This window comes from Streptomyces sp. XY431, assembly GCF_001279805.1.
Taxonomy (GTDB): Bacteria; Actinomycetota; Actinomycetes; order Streptomycetales; family Streptomycetaceae; genus Kitasatospora; species Kitasatospora purpeofusca.
Genome location: NZ_LGDO01000102.1, coordinates 1 through 14,615 on the forward strand (window position 1 = coordinate 1; position 14,615 = coordinate 14,615).

Here is a 14,615-nt window from a genome sequence, read left to right on the forward strand (position 1 = left end):
GCCCGCGCCCACCCCGACGCCGCCACCGCCGAAGCCTTCGCCGAGACCCGCGAGCCCGCGGCCGTCCACGGCACCGGCGGTCCCGCCCCCGGCGCCCGCCGTCCCCGCACCGCCGGCCCCGGTCCCGACGCCGACCCCGGCCTCCCCGGCGCCCAGTCCGGTGCGCCCGGCCCCGACGCTGCGGCCCGTTCCGATGGCCCAGCCCGTGCCGGCGCCACCCGTGCACCACGGCAACTCGCCGACGCGGACCATGCTGGTGGTCACCGTGCCCGCCGTACTCGCCGTGGCGGCACTGCGCCCGCGGGGCGGCGGCGGAGGCGGCCGGGGCCGTGCCGGCGGCCGTAGCGGGGCCGGTGGTTCCGGCGGTTCCGGTGGTCCTGGCGGCTCCGGTGGTTCGAGCGGCTCCTGACACCGCGCCGCTCCCCGTTCCGCTCCCGCCTTCCGGCCTTCCCGAGTCCTCCCCCCTTGCCCGGGTCCTCCCGGGCTGGGCGTTCCTGTTCCCCGTGTGCCGGGCCCGGTGCGGCCCGACCCATCCGTCCGACTGAATCCGACTGAATCCGATCGACTCCTGTCGATCCCCGACCGAGAAAGGAGTCCCGATGTCCGAATGGTTGGCGCTGGCCATCGCCATGCTGGCGGCCTGTGCCGTGGTGGTGGCGGTGGTGCTGCTGAGGCACCGCCGCGCCGGTGCGGACGAGGACACCGACGAGACACCCGACGTCATCGAGTACATGACGATGATGATCGGCGTGGTCTACGCGATCGTGCTCGGCCTGGCCATCGCCGGAGTCTGGGAGACCCGCGGCGTGGCGCAGGACGACGTCTTCCGCGAGGCGCAGGCGCTGCACGAGGTGAGCGAGCGCGCGCAGGTCTACCCGGTGGAGTTCCGCGACAAGATCCGTGCCGACGTCGACGCCTACGTCTCCTACGTGGTCGACGTGGAGTGGACGTACATGCGCGAGAACGGTGAGATCTCCGACCGGGGCACCGAACTGCTGGACAAGCTGCGCACCGACGTCGCGACCCGTCCCCCGGCCTCCGACCTGGAGGCCCAGGCGTACCAGCCGGTCCTGGACCGGATCAGCGTCGCCGACGACGCCCGCAACGCGCGGGGCCAGAACGCCGGCCCGAGCATGCCCGGCGTGGTCTGGTTCGGCCTGATCGTCGGCGCGGTGGTGACGGTGGGCATGGTGTTCGCCCTCCAGATCCGGCGCTCCACCCGGGAGTTGATCCTGGCCGGTGCGTTCAGCGCGCTGATCGCCTTCCTGCTGTTCCTGATCTGGGACTTCGACGACCCGTTCGGCCGGAGCGTCTCGGTCACCACCCAGACGTTCACCGACCTGTTCCCCGGTCTGGGTGGCGGTAGCGGCTGAGTACACAGCGCGGGATCCTCCTGCGGGCCGACCCCCACGATCCGGGCTTTCGATAATCTGATCGGGCCGTTGGGGGTCGGCCCCGGCGTGCGCGCCGAGAGGAATCGCGAGCAGTGGCGTACCAGCAGCCCGGTCAGGGTGAACAGTTCCCGACGACCCAGCGTCCCGGACGTGCCTGGTGGTGGCTGCCGGCCGAGGAACGGCGCGACCGCAAGCGCCGGCAGCAGGAGTGGAAGGCCTACCTGCGCCGGCACGGGGAGCGGAAGAAGGACAACGACTTCGACGACTTCGTGCCCCCCGGCTGCAGCGGCAACGGTGGCGGTGGCGGCTGCCGGATCGGTGGCAACGGCGGCGGTGGCAACGGCGGCTGCGGTGGGGGAGGCGGCGGATGCGACGGGCCCTGCCTGCTCGCGCTGCTCCCGATGGCCCTGGCCGCCGGCCTCCGGTTCGCCCTCACCGCGGGCCGGGGAGGCGGTGCCGGTTCCCGTACGCCCGACCGGGCCGCGCCCGCGCCGCAGGGCCTGGTGGCCGGGGTGCTCTACGGCGCGGTGCGCCACTACCGCACCGAGATCAGCCCGAAGCGCCCCGACTGCTGCCTGTACACGCCGAGCTGCTCCACCTATGCCGTGCAGGCGCTGCACCGGCACGGCGCGGTGCGCGGCGCCCGCCTCACGGCCGGCCGGCTGCTGCGCTGCCGCCCCGCTGCCGCCCGGCGGAGGAACGGCGTCGACCCGGTGCCGGAGCGCTGATCCCGCCCCGACGCGCCGCGTCGGATGCGGGAGCCGAGTCGCACACGGGGCCCGACCGGATCGTCCCGGTCGGGCCCCGTTCATGACTTGACGTCAGTTCAGGCTGCTGCTCATCGCGTTGAGCATCGTCCCGGCCGCGTCGTCGTTCTCCAGCGAGAAGGCGAACATCCCGGCCAGCCCCTTGTTCCTGGCGTACGCGCCGCGGGCCTGGACGGCCTGCGGGGTGTCACCGGTCCAGAAGTTGGTGCCTTCGTACACCCAGGAGGACTCCGTCACCGGGTCCCAGTGGGTGTTGGCGGCGGTGGGGTTGAGCTCCTTCCAGGCGGCCAGGCCGGCCTCCGCGCTCAGCGGCTTGGCCGGGGTCGGACCGGTCGCGCTCTGGTACAGGCCGAAGTCGGAGCCGGCCGGCACACCGGTCCAGCCGCGCCAGTAGAACGGCACGCCCAGCACCAGCTTGGCCGCCGGGAACCCGCCCGCGATCCCGTACTCCGGCAGGCCGGTGGTGTACGCGGTGAGCGTGGTGTCGATGTTGTACTTCCGGTTGCCCGGGGTGATCGGCGTGGTCGGGTCGGCCGGGCTGTCGTGCAGCGGGTCCTGGTGGTTGGTCGGGCCCTTGGCGTCCCACGAGCCGTGCATGTCGTAGGTCATGATGTCGGCGTAGTCGAGGTAGGCGCCGATCTTGTCGGTCTCCAGCTGGGCGATCTTGTCCTGGCCGCTGGGCAGCGCCGCCGTCAGCAGGAACCGCTTGCCCTGGGCGTTGCCGAGGGTGTCCAGCTGGGTGCGGAACTCCTTCAGCAGCAGGGTGAAGTTCTGCTTGTCGGCGGGCGAGGTGTGGTTGCCGGTGTGGCCGCCGGCCGAACCCGGGTACTCCCAGTCGAGGTCGACCCCGTCGAAGAGACCGGCCGCCGAGGCCGCGCCGCCCGCCGGGTCGCCGGAGACGTTCGTCGGCAGGTTCCCCTTGAGGAACATGTCCAGGCAGGAGGACACGAACTTCTTGCGGGAGGCGTCGGAGGCCGCCGCGTCCGAGAAGTACTTGGAGTAGGTCCAGCCGCCGATCGAGATGGTGAACCGCAGGTTCGGGTACTTGGCCTTGAGCTGGCGCAGCTGGTTGAAGTTGCCCTTGAGCGGCTGCTCCCAGGTGTCGGCGCTGCCGTCCACGCTGGCCGCGCCGTTGTAGTCGGCCTGGTAGTCGGCGTACGCGTCACCGGCGCCGTCGCCGGCGTTGGGGTTGTTCTCGTTCGCCGAGTCCGAGGCCTTGACCGCCTGGAAGCAGGTGAGGTTGGTCGGGTGGATGTTGGCGAACGCGTAGTTGATGACGTCCAGCTTGCCGGCGGCGCCGCTGGTGTCGACGTTCTTCGCGTGGTACGCGTTCTCGTAGACGCCCCACTGGTCGAAGTAGGCCGAGCGGAACGGGCTGGTGGCGGGCGCCGCGGTGGTGGTGGTGCTCACCCGGGCCGACTGGGCGGAGGCATGGCTGCCGGAGTAGCCCTGGACGGTGAAGGCGTAGCCGCGGGAGGGCAGCAGTGAGCTGACCGCCACCGAGGTGCCCATCGAGGTGGCCACCAACTGGTCGCCCGCGTAGACCTTGTAGGCGACCGGGGCGTCACCGGCGGTCGCGGTGGACGGCTGCCACTTGAGCACGACGGCGTTGTGGGTGACCTTGGTGACGGTGACGCCGGCCGGCGTGGTGACCTTGCCGTCCCCGGCGGGGCCGGTGGCCGTCGAGGTGGCGGTGGGCGTCGCCGTCGCGGTCCCGGTCGCGGTGGGGCTGCCGGTGGCCGTCGGGCTGTTCGACGCCGTCGGGCTGGTGGTCACGGTGGGGCTGGTCGTGGGGCTGCCGGTGGCGGTCGGACTGGTCGTGGGGCTGCTCGTCGCCGTCGGGCTGGTCGTCGGGCTACTGGTCGCCGTCGGGCTGGCGGTGCCGGTCGGCCCGGCCGGGCCGGTCAGGCTCAGGTCGTCGGCCTGGTAGGCGCCGGTGCCGTACCAGCCGTGGGTGAAGACCGTCACCGAGGTGGTGCTCGCGCCCGTGGTGAAGGTGCTGCTCAGCTGCGTCCAGCCGCCCGTACCGGGCGTCCAGCTCTGGGAGTTGACGCCGGTCCCGGTCGCGCCGAGGTAGACGTAGTTGCCCCGGACCCAGCCGGCCAGGGTGTAGATGGTGTTCGGCAGGACGGTGACCGTCTGCCGGCACTCGGCGGTGTCGGAGGCCGAGGCAGCGCCGTTGAGCGCGTAACCGCCGCCGTGGACCGGGGTGGTGACCACGGATCCGTTGGCACAGGTCCAGCCGGCCAGGGTGCCGGTCTCCAGGTCCGCGTTGGTCAGCAGGTTGACGGCGGCGGCCGAGGCGGTGTCGAGCGTGAGCGCGAGGGCGGCGCCGCCGGTGCTGAGGGTGGCGGCCAGGGCGAGTGCGAGCGCTCGGCGGCGCGGCGCGACGGCCCGGCGCTCGCCAGGGCGCGCGGACATGACACGGTCGTGCATGCGGTTGTCCTCCGGAGGAGTGGGGTTTCCGGCGGTGCGACGGCCCGGGTGGGCCTGGGGAGCCGGGCCGGGCGCTGTGGGGGCGCGCGGCCGGGTGAAGGTGGTGCGGCAGTACGGAAGCCCGGACGCGGACCGGCCGGGGCCGGCGCATCACGACATCACAGATTGGACTGGACCAATATTCGCCGTCAAGGGTGCCCGGTGGATGAATCGCGGACCGGTGGGTCGGCCGGGAGGACCGGTACGGTGGCCTCCCGAGAAGTCCCCGCGTCGAACGGAGAACGGCCATGGACAGCCGCGCCTGGGACGAACGCTACGCCGCCAGCGAGCTGGTCTGGGGCACCGAGCCCAATCGCTGGGTGGTCCGTGAACTGGCCGGACTCGCACCCGGACGGGCCCTGGACCTGGCTGCCGGGGAGGGTCGCAACAGTATCTGGCTCGCCGGTCTCGGCTGGGAGGTCACCGGGCTCGACTTCTCCACCGTCGCCCTCGGCCGCGCGGAACGGCTCACCGCCTCGCTGCCCGACGAGGTCGCCGACCGGCTGACCTGGCGGCACGGCGACGCCCGGGCTTTTGAGGCCCCGCCGGAGGGCTACGACCTGGTCGTGGTCGCCTACCTCCAACTCGCGGCCGAGGACCGCCGGGCGGCCCTGCGGCGCGCCGCAGCGGCGCTCGCATCCGGCGGCACCCTGCTGGTGGTCGGCCACGACTCCGCCAACCTGACCGAGGGGGTCGGCGGCCCGCAGGACCCGGCCGTGCTCTACACCGCCGAGGACGTGCTCGCCGACCTGGCCGGCGCCGGTCTGCGGACCGTCCGGGCCGAGCGGGCCCTCCGCCCGGTCGCCGCCGAGGCCGGCCACCGGGACCGGGGAAGGCCGGAGGGTGGTGGCGTGGTGGCGGTGGACGCCCTGGTCCGGCTGGAGCGGCCGGCCTGACCCGAAGCCCGCCTGCCCGGGGCCGCCCGCCCCGCCGCCCGTCGCCCGCCGCCCGTCGCCTGCCGCCCGTCACCAGTCGCCCCGACCGGGTGCGGTGCGGTGTCGCCCGCATCCGCGGCGGTCGCACGGGGTATGCAGGTGTCCCGGGACGAAGGCGTCCCGCAGCGCCAAAAAGATCTACAGTGCTGTAGATTCAAGGCGCGAGTGCGATCAACGAGGAGGGCGCGATGAGCGTTTCGCTGGCGAAGGGGCAGAAGCTCAGCCTGGAGAAGCCGGGCGGAGGCCGCCTGGGCGTGGTACGGATGGGCCTCGGCTGGCGGGCGGCGCAGCGCAAGGGCTTCCTCGCCAAGCTGTTCGCCTCCCAGGAGATCGACCTGGACGCCTCGGCGGTGCTGTTCTCCGGGGGCAAGCCGGTCGACGTGGTCTTCTTCCAGCACCTCACCAGCAACGACGGCTCGGTGCGGCACAGCGGCGACAACCTGACCGGCGGCGCCGGGGACGCGACCGACGACGAGACCATCACCGTCGACCTCAACGCCGTACCGGCCGAGGTGGACCAGATCCTCTTCACCGTGAACTCCTTCACCGGCCAGACCTTCCAGGAGGTCGAGAACGCCTTCTGCCGGCTGGTCGACACCCAGAGCGGCACCGAGCTGGCCCGGTACACGCTCACCGGCGGCGGCGCCTACACCGCGCAGATCATGGCCAAGATGCAGCGCACCCAGGCCGGTTGGCAGATGACCGCGATCGGGCAGCCGGCCGGCGGCCGCACCTTCCAGGACCTCATGCCGGAGCTGCTCAAGTACCTCTGAACCACCTCGGCCGCGCGGCCCGCCCGGGTGTCCCGGACGGGCCGGTCCGGGCTCCCGCGCGCCCGGCCGACGGCGGGCGGGCCCGGTCGGGTGGAGTTCCGCGATTACCCTGCGGGGCTCTCGGCGGGTCCGCTAACACTGGCCGCATGGACGATGACGCTGCGCAGCTGCCGGAGCACCTGACGATCCGGGTCACCCACACGGACGACCCGGTTGCCGCGGTGGCCGGTCTGGAGGCCTGGGCATCCCGCGAGAAGTACCCGAATCTGATGATGATGCCGCCGGTCTTCGGCAGCCTGGAGCGCACCGGCTCGGGCACCTGGCGGATCGTCGAATTCCACGCCACCACCCCGCAGGCCGCCCGGGACGACCTGGGACACGCGTTCCGGGCCTGGGCGCTCGCCGAGCCCGGTTCGAGCCAGGCCGCCGACCGGGACCTCGACGAGGAGGAGCGCGCCTCCTACAGCGCGGCCTACGAGCGGCTGGAGTGGGAGGCGCTCGACGAGATCTCCGCCGGCGGGCGTGACTACCGGATCTTCCGCGCCGAGCAGGTGCTGCGCTCGGGCCCGGACGGCATCGAGCCGCCCCGGCCGACCGACCCGGACCCGGCCGCCGTCGGCGAGGGGCACCGGCTGCCGCCCCGGACGAACGGGTTCGTGATCGACCCGGCGGCGGGCGTCACCCTGGTCGACGGGATCCTGCGGCTGGACATGATGTCGCTGGTGCCGACCGGCCGTTCCATCCCGGAGGACGTCCGGGAGCAGGCGCGGCGCTCCTCCCAGCTCTACCCGAATGTGCTGGTGCTGCCCGTGCACTGCGCGGTCGCGGAGTACCGGGACGGCGGCTGGGGCCCGATGACCGGCGCCTGCGAGACCCCGCAGCACGCCCGCGACACCCTGGCCGCCTACCTCCGGGAGTTCGCCCCCCGGCTGGACCCGCACCTCGGCGAGGAGGAACTCGCCCGGTACGCGGAGGCCGCCGACCGCCTGGACGCCGAACGCTCCGACGAACTCCGCGCCGCGGACCGCCACTTCCGGCTGGTCCGGGTCGAGCCCGTGGTCCGCCTCGGCCCCGACGGCCCGGAACTGCCCCGCAGTTCGGACTGGGACCCGGAACTCCCGCTGCGGGTCCAGGAACAGCGCGACCGCGAGGCGGGCATCTTCTACGCCGAGGACGAGAGCGAGGAGGACCGGGACGAGGACGAGGGCGAGTTGGACCGGGCCGAGGACGAGGGGGACGAGGGCTGAGGGACCGCTCCGGAGCGCGCGCAGCCACGCCCGGTCGGTGGCGTGTTCGTCACCTGTCAGTGGGGCGGCCCCAGTTGACGGGGAGGGTGCGGAGGCCGCCGGTCACGCTCGCGCCGTCGACCGGGACCTCCTCCGGCGCGCAGGCGAGACGGAGGTCCGGCAGGCGGCGGAACAACGTCTCGTATGCGATCCGCAGCTCCAGCCGGGCCAGTCCGGCGCCCAGGCAGAAGTACTTGCCGTGGCCGAAGGCCAGATGGGGATTGGGCGTGCGGCCGAGGTCGAGGGTGCCCGCGGCAGGGAAGACCCGCTCGTCCCGGTTGGCGGACTGGAAGGAGAACACGACGAGGTCGCCGGCGGCGATCCGGCTGCCGCCGTACTCCAGGTCGGTGCGGGCGTAGCGGGGCATCCAGCTGCCGCCCGGCACCGCGAGTCGCATGACCTCCTCGACGGCGGCGGGGGCGAGGCCGGGGTCGGCGGCGAGCGCCGTGCGGGCGGTGGGGTGGGCGAGCAGGTACAGCAGGCCGTAGGGGAGCCGGGTGGCGACGGTCTCGTAGCCGGCCAGGAGGATGCCGCTGAGGGTGTGCGGGAGTTCGTCGGGGCGCAGGGTGTCGGACTGCGCTGCGTCGTGCCTGTCGTGCCTGTCGTGCCCGTCGGCACGGGCGGCGAGCTCGGTGAGGAGGTCGTCGGCGGGGGCCCGGCGGCGCTGGTCGAGGAGCTCGCCGATCGTGCGGTCGAGGTCCCGCCGTTCCGCCGCGTCCGCCGTCCCCCCGGGGTCCGGGACCCGGCGCACCCGGTCCGACCAGGCGGCGAACGCGTCCCGCCGCTCCGCCGGGATGCCGATGAGGTCGCAGATCACGCCGAGCGCGAAGGGCCGGGCGAGGTCCGCGCACAGTTCGGCCGGCGGGCCCGTGTCGAGCAGCGCGCCGAGCAGTGCGTCGAAGGACGCCTGCAGCCGGGGCCGGAGCCGCTCGACGCGGCGCGCCCCGAAGGCCTCGGTGAGGGTGGTCCGCCAGCGCCGGTGGTCTGCCACCGCCGTGGCGTGATTGGTTTCGGGGCCGAGCAACGCGGCCTCCCAGAGCCGGGGCGCGCGGGCCGGGTCGGGGTGCGACTTGCCGATCCGGGGGTCGCCGCAGAGCGCGCGGACGTCGGCGTGGCCGGTGACGAGCCAGGCCCGGTCGCCGGTGGCGGTGGGAAGCCTGGCCAGGCCGCCGCGCTCGCGGAGCGCGGCGAACCCGGGCGGCTCGGCCAGGGCGGCGGGGCAGGCGAACGGAAGCACGCCCGACCCGGCCGCAGCCTCGCCCGCCTCTCCGTTCGCGTCGGCCGTCGGGTCGGTGGCCGATCCGACGCCGGCTGCCCCCCTGCCGACTGCCCCGGTGCCGGTGTCGCTGCCCGAATTCATGACGTGTCCCCCCTCGCCGGCCGCGTCGGCCGGTGCCAGTCGTGGTCCCCGCTCAGCGTCGTTCGTGGACCGCCCGGTCGTCCTCGGCGTGGCGCCGGGTGCCGCGCTGGGCCGCGGCGGCCGCGGCTGTCGTCGTGATCGCCTGGACCACGGTGGACATCGAGTCCGGATGGGCGGCCAGGAAGAGGTTGGGCTCGACCAGTTCGAGCTCCATCACCAGGGGTGTGCCGTCGGCGTTGTCGACGAGGTCCACCCGGGCGTACAGCAGGTCCGCCGAGCCCGGCACCGTGGCCAGCGCCCGTTCGGCGACCGCCAGGTCGGCGGGGGTCGGCGACCACGGCTGGAGTCCCGGGTGGGCGACCTTGCGCTGGTCGAACGGCACGTCGGGGGAGAGCACCGCGTTCTTCCGGATCGCGTGCAGGAACCGTCCTCGGACGAAGACCAGCGCCCGTTCGCCGGTGGTGTCGATGCCGCTCATGTACGGCTGGAGGATGGCGGTGAGGCCCTCGGCGTGCATCCGGGCCACCTGGTCGCGCGCCTCGTCGTGCTGCTCGGGCCGGTAGCGGGCGGCGTAGCGGGCACCGGCGCCGATCACCGGCTTGAGCACGTACTCGTGGTCGTCCGGCAGGTCGGCCGGGTCGCCGGGGGCCAGGTAGCGGGTACGGACGACCGGGACGCCGGCCGCCGCGAGGGTGCCGAGGTAGCTCTTGTCCGAGCTCCAGCGCACCACCTCCGGGGGGTTGGCCAGCCGGGTCGCCCGGCTGCAGCGGTCGACCCAGTCGAGGAATTCGGGCTTCCGCCAGGTGTAGTCCCAGGTGGAACGGATCACCGCGAGATCGAATTCCGACCAGTCGACGCCCGGATCGTCCCATTCCGCAGAGATTGCGTCGGCACCCGCCTCGGAAAGCGCCCGGAGGAGCAGGGGCATGTCATGGTCGGCATTGATTTCCGGACGGGGCCTAGCCATTACCAGTGCGATCTTAGGATCGATCATCGGCCATTTCCTCGGCTTGGGGGGGCGGCAGTGCGGCAGTAAGCTACCAGCTGGCCGGCCCGGGGAATTCCCACGCGATCGATGTGCCGATTACTGACCGGTGTCGGTCAATCGTAGAATGTCCTGACCGCCGGCGGCCAGGGTTGTCCCAGGAATGGCGGAAGTCTGCGCATCCCGTCCGTTCAGCGGCCCAGGCCGGACCGGATGAGCGCCAGGTGCCGGGCCGCGTGGAGGGTCTCCGGGTGGTCCGCGCCGAGCACCCTCCGGACGGCCTCCAGGGCGTCGGCCTGGAGCCGGTGGGCCTCGTCGGTCTCTCCCCGGGCGAGGAGCGTCTCGGAGAAGTTGTGCGCCGTCCGCAGCGTCTGCGGGTGGTCGTCGCCCAGCACCCGCCGGTACCGCGCCAGCGTCTCCCGCTGGAGGCGGTGCGCCTCGTCCAACCGCCCCAGGCGGCGCAGGGTGGTGCCGTAGGAGTCCGCTGCCCGGAGCGTGTGCGGGCTGTCCTCGCCGAACGCCCGCCGACAGCGGGCGAGGGTCTCCTCGTGGAGTTCGCGGGCCTCCTCGTAGCGGCCGAGCGCGCTGAGGTCGGCGGCCAGGTGGTTCGCCGAGCGGAGGGTGTCGGGGTGATCGTCGCCGAGCACCCGCCGGTACCGGGCGAGGGTCTCCTCGTGGAGTTCGCGGGCCTCCTCGTAGCGGCCGAGCGCGCTGAGGTCGGCGGCCAGGTGGTTCGCCGAGTGCAGGGCGTGCGGGTGGTCGTGCCCGAGCAGGCGCCGGTACCGGGCCAGGGTGTCCTCCTGGAGCCGCTGGGACTCCTCGTAACGGCCCCGCAGGCGCAGGTTGATCGCGTGCCCGTGCGCCAGCCGCAGGGTCTGCGGGTCGTCCTCGCCCAGGGCGCGGCGGCTGCGCGGCATCGACGCCTCGTAGAGCAGGTGCGCCGCCTCGTACCGGCCCTGCTCGCGGTGGGCGCGCGCCAGGCAGCGGCCCGCCCAGAGCACGTGCCGGTCGTCGGGACCGGAGGCGGCCGTCCAGCGGGTGTGGAGGTCCACCGCGAGGCGGGCGCTGGCCTCGGAGTCGCCGCGCTCGGTGAGGTACCAGGCGGCGTCGCAGGCGAGGTCGCGCAGCTCCGGCGAGTCGGCGCCGCCCGGGTCGACGGCGAGCAGGTGTGGCACCACCCGGGCCCAGGTCGCCCAGGTGGCTGGGTCCTCCGGGTCGCCGGGCGCGGCCTGGACGAGAACGGTCCGCGCGTGACGGCGCACGTCGGCGGCGTCCGCGCCCAACTGGTCCCGGATGACGGCCTGGACGAGGCGGTGCAGCCGGACGCCGTCATGGGTGCTGGTCGCCAGGCCCAGCCGGACGGCCGAACCGACGCCCCGGTGCAGGGCGACCGGGTCGGTGTCGGCCAGCGCCAGGGCGGCCAGCGGGCCGCCGGGGGTGTGCGGACCGTGGTCCTGCGGGGCCCGGGCCGCCGTCGACCGTCCGAACGCGAGCAGCCAGTGCACCGGGACGGACTCCGGGGCGAGGAACGCGCACAGCCGCACCACCGCCAGACCGAGCGGGTCCAGCCGTGCCAGCCTCGTCGCGCTGAGGTCGATGGCCCCCGCGAGCGGCTTGCGGTAGTCGCCGGTGCTGCCCTCGGTCAGCACCGCCGTCGCGTGGGTGTCCAGCAGGGCCAGGTAGTCGCCGACCCGGGTGGCCGTTTCGGCGAGGAAGCCGCCCGCCTGGGCCAGCGCGAGCGGCAGGTCGGCGAGGGCGCTCGCCAGCAGATCCGCGTCCTCCGGGCTCAGCTCGGGGCGGCGGGTGCGCAGCAGGGCCACCGACTCGTCCCGCTCCATGACGTCGACCGGGACGGTGGCCGCGATCCTCTCCCAGCCGCCGGCCCGTGAGGTGATCAGCACGTGGCCGGGGCCGCCCGGCAGCCACTTGGCCACCCCGGCGCGGTCGTCCGCGTTGTCGAAGACCAGGAGCCAGCGGTTCCGGCCGCGCAGATGGGCCTTGAGGACGGCGACGGCCGTCGCCGTGTCGGTGCCCGGCTCGGCGAGCGCCAACTCCACCGCCAGGGCCGCCACCTGCTCGCCGATCAGTGCCGGGTCCTCGGCGGCGATCCACCAGACCACGTCGTAGTGGGAGGCGAACCGGCAGGCGTACTCGATCGCGATCTGCGTCTTGCCGACGCCGCCGACCCCGCGCAGGGCCTGCACCCCGCCGGTGCTCCCGGTGCCGAGGCGGCGGCGCAGGTCGGCCAGGACGGTGTCGCGGCCGGTGAACTCCGGGTTGCGGGGCTCGACGTTCCAGACCGCCGGGAGGCTGCCACTGACCCGGCCGGGCAGCGGTGCGGCGTCCGGGTCGGCCTCGGGCGCCGACCGGGCGGGCGGAACGAGGCCGGGGACGGGACCGGCGGCGGTCCGCTCGGGGGGTGGGGCCGAGGCTCCCGCCCCGGCCGCGGCTGCGGTTCTCACCCCCGCTCCGGCTCCGGCGGACTCGGCTTCGGCCAGCTCGGCGAGGGCGGTGCGTGCGCGGGCCGCGAGCGCACGCTCGCCCCGTCGGTCGAGCTCGTCGGCCACCGCCGTCCATGCTTCGACGGCCCGTCCGACGGCCTCCCCGGCACGTCGGGACGCCTCGGTCCGAGCCGTCGAGGCGGCGTGCAGCTCGGCCACCTCTTCTTCCAGCTCCCGCACCCGCTGCCGGGTGGCCCGGAGCTCCTGGCGGGACAGGTCGGGGCGCGGGTCCTCCGCGCCCGGTCTCGGTTCGGCGCGGACGTCGGCCTTGTAGCGGACGGCCAGGCGGTTCCAGGCACTTTCCCAGGTCGGCTCGGCGGCCGGGTCGACGCCGCACAGTTCGACGAAGGCGAGCAGGAACGCCTTGCTCGGGAAGCGGCGGCCGGACAGGACCTCGCCGAGCGTCGTCCTCGGCAGCGAGCGGCCGATCTGGAGCGCCTGCTTCTCCAAGTCCCGGTAGGAAGGGCTGTCCGCGCGGATCCGCAGCATTCTCAGACAGCGGGCAAGGTCTTCCTTGCTCGTGGCGGAAGCGGGATCGAGATGATCCGTGGGGTTCCCGTTCATCGAGATCGCACAGCCCCCCATGCCTGTCCGACGGTGTCCCGAGGTGTCCGACAGCATACGCGTCCCGCGCCAATCCCGGACGCGCCGCGTCCCAACTCGTCGGACCGTTGTCCGCGAAAAGGAGCGATCTGCCCGGACCTGGCGCGTGATCGGCTTCGGTTCTGGCGGGACGCCCCGAGGGATGGTGATCTGTAGACACGGTGCGCTGTCGGGAATTCCGCTGCCGCACCGGACGATTCCGGCGACGTCGCGCGGCACGGGGACTTTTCCGCGAGAACGGGCACCGAAATTTCCGGAATCGAATCGGATGACGATATTCCGAGGTCTCGGAGAACGGCGGTTCGGCCGGCGGGCCGGACCGCACGGGAGGAGGGCTTCGCGTGCACAACCAGACACCCTCGACCGGCCGCGATCCGCGGCGGCCGGTCGGGCGGACCCACGGCCGCCGGCTCCGCGGCCGGCTCGCCGGTCGATCCGCCCGGCTCGCCGGGCTCGCCCTGTCCGGTGCGATCGCCGGAATCGCCATGACCCTCGCCGGAGCCACCGCGGTCAACGCCGGGAACTTCGGCCTCGCCGTGACCACCACACTCATCGCCGCCTTCCCCCCGGTCGGCCGGGCCCCCGGCCGACCGGACGGCAACCCCGCCGGTACCGACGGGGCAGGCCCCGGCCCGGACCCGGACCCCGGCCCGGACGCCGCCTGACCGTCCTGCCGGGCCCGATCGGCGAAGCCCTTCCCCGGCGCTCCGCCGGTCCGATCCGGTCCCGTTCTGACGGACAATGATCGTCACGGATCGTCAGTCATCAGTACGGGCAAGGAGAAACGCCATCGCCACCATAGTTCAGGACATCGCGATCGAATCCGGCGCCGACGACGTGTGGGACGCGGTCCGGGACGTCGGCGCGGTGCACGAGCGTCTCGTCCCCGGCTACGTCCTCGACGTCCGGATGGACGGCGACACCCGGTACCTGACGGTGCCGGGCGGCGCGGTCGTGCGGGAGTTGATCGTGAGCGTCGACGACGACCTGCGCCGGCTCGCCTACTCGGCGGTCGAGGGGTTCCGGATCCCGCTGACCCACCACCACGCCTCCTTCCAGGTGTTCCCGGAAGGCGACGGGCACTGCCGACTGGTCTGGACCACCGATGTGCTGCCGCACGAGATGGTCGACCAGGTCCGGCCACGCGTCGTCCGGGGCGCCCAGGTCATGAAGGAGACCCTGGAGCAGCGGGCCGGACGCTGACCGCCGGGCGTCGTCGACGAGTCGCGGTGCCCGGCCGTACGTGCGGCGTCCGCGCAGACCTCGCCGAACAGTGGACACGTTCCACGGGGCGTCGGTGGATGGAGCGGCGTACACGTGTTCATGCCTTGATGACCGACAAGGGCCCGGCGGTTGCGCCGGGCCCTCGTGTCTCGCTTCCGTGCCACCGCACCCCGTACTCCCGAGCCGTTGGCCTGGGAACGAAGGGGTGCGGCTCGACTACTGGTGGGCCGAAGGGGACGGCGCGGCGGACGGGGAGGTCGTGGCGCTCGGGGTGGTGGTCGCCGACGGGGTGCCGGACGGGGTGGGAGCGGG

Annotated in this window: 12 protein-coding genes; 7 read left to right on the forward strand and 5 right to left on the reverse strand. The window is 73.8% G+C overall.

Annotated elements, in window-relative coordinates:
* Positions 1-264 (reverse strand): hypothetical protein (locus tag ADK60_RS46465; RefSeq protein WP_234371062.1); only part of this gene is annotated, 264 nt, incomplete at its 3' end.
* Positions 265-599: 335 nt separating this feature from the next.
* On the opposite strand from ADK60_RS46465, the gene ADK60_RS13365 reads away from it, so the two are divergent.
* Together ADK60_RS13365 and yidD are read left to right on the forward strand one after the other, a co-directional pair.
* Positions 600-1,373, forward strand: a complete 774-nt coding sequence (locus ADK60_RS13365; protein WP_045943423.1) for a bestrophin-like domain — start codon at positions 600-602, stop codon at positions 1,371-1,373.
* A gap of 113 nt (positions 1,374-1,486) precedes the next feature.
* On the forward strand, positions 1,487-2,122 hold the full coding sequence (yidD, locus tag ADK60_RS46470) for a membrane protein insertion efficiency factor YidD (protein WP_234371063.1): 636 nt from the start codon (positions 1,487-1,489) through the stop codon (positions 2,120-2,122).
* Between the two features lie 93 nt (positions 2,123-2,215).
* On the opposite strand, the gene ADK60_RS48080 is transcribed toward yidD, so the two are convergent.
* Positions 2,216-4,597, reverse strand: a complete 2,382-nt coding sequence (locus ADK60_RS48080) for a glycosyl hydrolase family 18 protein (protein WP_053645872.1) — start codon at positions 4,595-4,597, stop codon at positions 2,216-2,218.
* Positions 4,598-4,884: 287 nt separating this feature from the next.
* On the opposite strand from ADK60_RS48080, the gene ADK60_RS13380 reads away from it, so the two are divergent.
* The 3 genes from ADK60_RS13380 (at position 4,885) to ADK60_RS13390 (ending at position 7,591) form a co-directional block, all read left to right on the forward strand.
* Positions 4,885-5,532, forward strand: a complete 648-nt coding sequence (locus tag ADK60_RS13380; protein ID WP_053645874.1) for a class I SAM-dependent methyltransferase — start codon at positions 4,885-4,887, stop codon at positions 5,530-5,532.
* A 227-nt stretch (positions 5,533-5,759) separates the two neighbouring features.
* Complete coding sequence (locus ADK60_RS13385) at positions 5,760-6,344, forward strand: TerD family protein (protein WP_053645876.1); 585 nt, start codon at positions 5,760-5,762, stop codon at positions 6,342-6,344.
* 146 nt (positions 6,345-6,490) lie between these two features.
* The gene (locus ADK60_RS13390; RefSeq protein ID WP_053645878.1) at positions 6,491-7,591 is read left to right on the forward strand and encodes a DUF5954 family protein; all 1,101 of its coding nucleotides are present in this window, start codon (positions 6,491-6,493) and stop codon (positions 7,589-7,591) included.
* 49 nt (positions 7,592-7,640) lie between these two features.
* On the opposite strand, the gene ADK60_RS13395 is transcribed toward ADK60_RS13390, so the two are convergent.
* The 3 genes from ADK60_RS13395 to fxsT form a co-directional block, all read right to left on the reverse strand.
* Positions 7,641-8,990, reverse strand: a complete 1,350-nt coding sequence (locus ADK60_RS13395) for a cytochrome P450 (protein ID WP_053645881.1) — start codon at positions 8,988-8,990, stop codon at positions 7,641-7,643.
* 52 nt (positions 8,991-9,042) lie between these two features.
* Entirely contained in the window at positions 9,043-9,984 is a 942-nt protein-coding gene (locus ADK60_RS13400) for an ATP-grasp domain-containing protein (RefSeq protein ID WP_053645883.1), read from the reverse strand.
* Positions 9,985-10,166: 182 nt separating this feature from the next.
* Positions 10,167-12,965: an FxSxx-COOH system tetratricopeptide repeat protein gene (gene fxsT / locus ADK60_RS13405; RefSeq protein ID WP_053645885.1), complete on the reverse strand. Its 2,799-nt coding sequence runs from the start codon at positions 12,963-12,965 to the stop codon at positions 10,167-10,169.
* A gap of 455 nt (positions 12,966-13,420) precedes the next feature.
* Here fxsT and ADK60_RS13410 point away from each other — a divergent pair, with 455 nt between their 5' ends.
* Together ADK60_RS13410 and ADK60_RS13415 are read left to right on the forward strand one after the other, a co-directional pair.
* Positions 13,421-13,744 carry a hypothetical protein gene (locus tag ADK60_RS13410; RefSeq protein WP_053645887.1) on the forward strand — a complete coding sequence of 108 codons (324 nt, stop codon included), beginning with the start codon at positions 13,421-13,423 and terminating at the stop codon, positions 13,742-13,744.
* Positions 13,745-13,820: 76 nt separating this feature from the next.
* A complete protein-coding gene (locus tag ADK60_RS13415) occupies positions 13,821-14,282 on the forward strand; it encodes an SRPBCC family protein (RefSeq protein ID WP_199839660.1) in 462 nt (153 codons plus the stop codon).
* Positions 14,283-14,615: the final 333 nt, after the last annotated feature.